Raw genomic sequence first — 4,541 nt, 5'->3', positions numbered from 1 at the left:
CAACACAAACATACCGGCAATGAAGACGTTTACATCATCGTATCCGGCAAAGGCCTGTTTACCGACAGCGAAGGCAAACAAACCGAGGTCGGCGCCGGCGACATTACCATCGCCCGCCCCGGCCAGTCCCACGCACTCAAAAATATCGGCAAAAAGCCGTTGGTATTCCTTGATCTGATTGCAGAGACCACTGGCGCTAAAGCCGCCGAAACCAAGTAATGCTTTCAATGAAAGCAAATAATCTGCCGTGATTTTCTGTCTTACTAGAACCAGGCAGCAGAGAGATTGTTCCGTTTTCATTTAAACCTGCATACAAGCTAAAGGCCATCTGAAAACCACGCTTCGTTTTCAGACGGCCTTTTTTCTCAAAAATCTTATCATATACATGATGAAATGTTATATAATAACAGCCTTTCAAAATATGATGAGAAACTAAAATGACACAAACCACACTCAAGCCCATTGTTTTATCTATTCTTTTAATCAGCACCCCTATTCTCTCCCAAGCGCATGAAACCGAGCAGTCGGTTGACTTGGAAGCAGTTACCGTTGTCGGCAAAAGCCGTCCGCGCGCCACTTCGGGGCTGTTGCACACTTCGACTGCCTCCGACAAAATCATCTCCGGCGATACCTTGCGCCAAAAAGCCGTCAACTTGGGCGATGCTTTAGACGGCGTACCGGGCATTCATGCCTCGCAATACGGCGGCGGCGCGTCTGCTCCCGTTATTCGCGGTCAAACAGGCAGACGAATTAAAGTATTGAACCATCACGGCGAAACGGGCGACATGGCAGACTTCTCTCCCGACCATGCCTTGATGGTGGACAGCGCCTTGTCGCAACAGATCGAAATCCTGCGCGGCCCAGTTACGCTCTTGTACAGCTCAGGCAATGTGGCCGGTTTGGTCGATGTTGCCGATGGCAAAATCCCCGAAAAAATGCCTGAAAACGGCGTATCGGGCGAAGCCGGATTACGTTTGAGCAGCGGCAATTTGGAAAAACTGACATCCGCAGGCATCAATATCGGCTTGGGCAACAACTTCGTGCTGCATACCGAAGGCTTGTACCGCAAATCGGGCGATTACGCCGTACCGCGCTATCAAAAAGAAGAAGGCCGTCTGAAACGACTGCCCGACAGCCATGCCGATTCAAAAACCGGCAGCATCGGGCTATCTTGGGTTGGAGATAAAGGTTTCCTCGGCGTGGCGTACAGCGACCGTCGCGACCGCTACGGCCTGCCTGCCCACAGCCATCTCTACGACGACTGCCACGCCGACATCATCTGGCAGAAAAGTTTGATTAACAAACGCTATTTGCAGCTTTATCCGCACCTATTGACCGAAGAAGACGTTGATTACGACAATCCGGGCTTGAGCTGCGGCTTCCACGACGACGATAATGCACACGCCCATGCCCACAACGGCAAACCGTGGATAGACCTGCGCAACAAACGCTACGAACTCCGCGCCGAATGGAAGCAGCCGCTCCCCGGTTTTGAAGCCCTGCGCGTACACCTAAACCGCAACGACTACCACCACGACGAAAAAGCAGGTGATGCAGTAGAAAACTTCTTCAACAACAAAACACACAACGCCCGTATCGAGTTGCGCCACCAGCCCATAGGCCGTCTGAAAGGCAGCTGGGGCGTGCAATATTTGGGACAAAAATCCAGCGCGCTTTCCGCCATTCCCGAGACCGTCCAACAACCGATGCTGATTGACAACAATGTGCGCCATTACAGCTTTTTCGGTGTAGAACAGGCAAACTGGGACAACTTCACGCTTGAAGGCGGCGTACGCGTGGAAAAACAAAAAGCCTCCATCCAGTACGACAAAGCATTGATTGATCGGGAAAACTACTACAACCAACCCCTGCCCGACCTCGGCGCGCACCGCCAAACCGCCCGTTCGTTCGCACTTTCGGGCAACTGGTATTTCACGCCCCAACACAAACTCAGCCTGACCGCATCCCATCAGGAACGCCTGCCGTCAACGCAAGAGCTGTACGCACACGGCAAGCACGTCGCTACCAACACCTTTGAAGTCGGCAACAAACACCTCAACAAAGAGCGTTCCAACAATATCGAACTCGCGCTGGGCTACGAAGGCGACCGCTGGCAATACAATCTGGCACTCTACCGCAACCGCTTCGGCAACTACATTTACGCCCAAACCTTAAACGACGGACGCGGCCCCAAATCCATCGAAGACGACAGCGAAATGAAGCTCGTGCGCTACAACCAATCCGGCGCCGACTTCTACGGCGCGGAAGGCGAAATCTACTTCAAACCGACACCGCGCTACCGCATCGGCGTTTCCGGCGACTACGTCAGAGGCCGTCTGAAAAACCTGCCATCCCTGCCCGGCAGGGAAGATGCCTACGGCAACCGTCCTTTCATCACACAGGACGACCAAAACGCCCCTCGTGTTCCGGCTGCGCGCCTCGGCGTCCACCTGAAAGCCTCGCTGACCGACCGTATCGATGCCAACTTGGACTACTACCGCGTGTTCGCCCAAAACAAACTCGCCCGCTACGAAACGCGTACGCCCGGACACCATATGCTCAACCTAGGTGCAAACTACCGCCGCAATACGCGCTATGGCGAGTGGAATTGGTACGTCAAAGCCGACAACCTGCTCAACCAATCCGTTTACGCCCACAGCAGCTTCCTCTCTGATACGCCGCAAATGGGCCGCAGCTTTACCGGCGGCGTGAACGTGAAGTTTTAAAATCGGACAGGCAAACAAAAAAGGTTTTCAGACGGCCGTCTGAAAACCTTTTTCTTGTTTTAGCCAATCATTTAAAACTGACTATTAATCTTTCAACACATCGCGCACAGCCGCTTGAATCTTGGCCGCCGCTGCTTCGATTTGCTGTTGTTCGGTAGATTGGCTTGCCACTGTCTCAACCGGAGCAGCTTGAGAAGCCGGAGTAGCTTGAGAAGCAGGCGCAGCTTGAGGAACAGCTGCGGCTTTAGGCTCAGATTCAGTTTGCGGCGCAGTCAGCGGCAAACGCGCCAATACAGTGCTGACGCCGGTAACTTTATCGCCAATCGCCACTTGCGCCTGCGCATCGACAGGCAGATACATATCCACGCGCGAGCCAAAGCGGATAAAGCCATAGCGTTCGCCGCGAGACAGTTTCGCACCTGCTTGGGTGTAGCACAAAATACGGCGCGCCACCAAACCGGCCACTTGAACAAAAGTAATTTCACGCCCAGAAGCCGTAGTCGCCAACACCGCATTACGTTCATTTTCCGTGCTGGCTTTGTCCAAATCCGCATTCACGAATTTGCCTTTGTTATAGACCACTTTCGTTACCGTACAATCGGCAGGCGATTTTTGCGAATGCACGTTGAACACGTTCATAAAAATACTGATTTTCAAAGCATCGACATCACGATACGGATCGCGTGCGCGCTCAACCACCACGATACGGCCGTCAACCGGGCTCAACACCGCTTCAGGATTTTGCGGAATCTCACGCGCAGGGTCGCGGAAAAACTGCAGGGCAAATACGGTAAACACCCAAAACGGCAAAGACCACCAGCCGCAGCACATCGATACCAGCAGGCTCAAAGCCAAACCGCCGCCGATAATCGGCCAGCCCTCACGGGCGATAATCGGGTGGGGATACAAACGGTTCATCACTTATCCTTCATTTAATAATTTCAAAATTGCCGCCATTATATCTGAAACTCCAAACATTGAGGCCGTCTGAAATGTTCAGACGGCCGGTGTCTTTTGTAAAAAATACTCAACATAGATAAAGTTTCAGTTTCAGCAACACAATGACGCAGCGTCCTCAACACGCGGCTCACACGAGCCAACAATACGCTGCAAATATCATTTCGACCAAACCTCTGCCCTCGATTATCTCGACAAGCCCAGTATGACCGCCAATACCAGCCAAATCCAATGCCGACGGCGCGATGTAGAAAACAAAGCGCGTTGAGACAGCAAACGCGTTTGGCTCAACTGATACGCCACATCGGCCAACATTACCAAGCGATTAGTCTGCCGAGCATTACCTTCTTCCGCTTTACGCAGTTTCAAATTTTCCGCTTCAATCCGCAGCCGCACCAGCTTGGCTTCTAAAAGCAGCAGCTCGCGCGCTTCTTCATACTCCTGTCGCTTCATCGTTCGTATCCTTGTCTATCTCACCGCGCAAATACGCAATGTCTGATCGAATATCCTGCAAGGTTTCAGCCACACGACTGCCCTGCTCCCGATAATCTGCCGATACTTTGCGGAACAATACAGCAATAATCAACAGGCTTACAAAGAAAATGCCGAAAAATACCCACAAAGCAGCCACATCTGACAGCACGCGGTTCAAGCCGAACAGTAAACCGACCAAGCCCACCATCAACAGTGCGCCGGACAACACCAGCCAAATCGCCAACCGGAACACATTCTCCGCCTGACGCGTCAAATCCAAGCTCAATACCTGCAAACGCAACAGCAGCAAATCCGCGCCCTGATTCAACAAAGCCTTGCCATGTTCAAAACGCTGGCGAATTCCCATCTCGATTATCCTTTTTC

5 protein-coding genes are annotated in these 4,541 nt (G+C 52.3%); 2 read left to right on the top strand and 3 right to left on the bottom strand.

The features are described from left to right. Both Q1M25_RS08370 and znuD read left to right on the top strand, forming a co-directional pair. Positions 1-219: cupin domain-containing protein (locus Q1M25_RS08370; protein ID WP_300483809.1), on the top strand; the 219-nt coding region annotated here is incomplete at its 5' end. 218 nt (positions 220-437) lie between these two features. Next, the gene (gene znuD, locus Q1M25_RS08365; RefSeq protein ID WP_300483807.1) at positions 438-2,726 is read left to right on the top strand and encodes a TonB-dependent zinc receptor ZnuD; all 2,289 of its coding nucleotides are present in this window, start codon (positions 438-440) and stop codon (positions 2,724-2,726) included. Positions 2,727-2,810: 84 nt separating this feature from the next. Here znuD and Q1M25_RS08360 read toward each other — a convergent pair whose 3' ends face one another. The 3 genes from Q1M25_RS08360 to Q1M25_RS08350 form a co-directional block, all read right to left on the bottom strand. Beyond that, on the bottom strand, positions 2,811-3,644 hold the full coding sequence (locus tag Q1M25_RS08360; RefSeq protein WP_300483806.1) for a phosphatidylserine decarboxylase: 834 nt from the start codon (positions 3,642-3,644) through the stop codon (positions 2,811-2,813). 225 nt (positions 3,645-3,869) lie between these two features. Beyond that, complete coding sequence (locus Q1M25_RS08355) at positions 3,870-4,136, bottom strand: hypothetical protein (RefSeq protein ID WP_150537685.1); 267 nt, start codon at positions 4,134-4,136, stop codon at positions 3,870-3,872. Beyond that, a complete protein-coding gene (locus Q1M25_RS08350) occupies positions 4,117-4,524 on the bottom strand; it encodes a phage holin family protein (protein ID WP_150537686.1) in 408 nt (135 codons plus the stop codon). Before Q1M25_RS08350 ends, Q1M25_RS08355 begins: the two co-directional genes overlap by 20 nt. Between the last annotated feature and the right edge of the window lie 17 nt (positions 4,525-4,541).

This window comes from uncultured Neisseria sp. (assembly GCF_951230505.1).
Classification (GTDB): Bacteria; Pseudomonadota; Gammaproteobacteria; order Burkholderiales; family Neisseriaceae; genus Neisseria.
The sequence above is the reverse complement of the archived record's forward strand: the minus strand, read 5'-3'. Positions and strand labels throughout refer to the sequence as shown.

Excerpts from the sequence above, each read along its gene's own strand:
- znuD (WP_300483807.1), top strand. The coding sequence starts at position 438 with ATGACACAAACCACACTCAAGCCCATTGTTTTATCTATTCTTTTAATC.
- Q1M25_RS08360 (WP_300483806.1), bottom strand. The coding sequence starts at position 3,644 with ATGAACCGTTTGTATCCCCACCCGATTATCGCCCGTGAGGGCTGGCCG.
- Q1M25_RS08355 (WP_150537685.1), bottom strand. The coding sequence starts at position 4,136 with ATGAAGCGACAGGAGTATGAAGAAGCGCGCGAGCTGCTGCTTTTAGAA.
- Q1M25_RS08350 (WP_150537686.1), bottom strand. The coding sequence starts at position 4,524 with ATGGGAATTCGCCAGCGTTTTGAACATGGCAAGGCTTTGTTGAATCAG.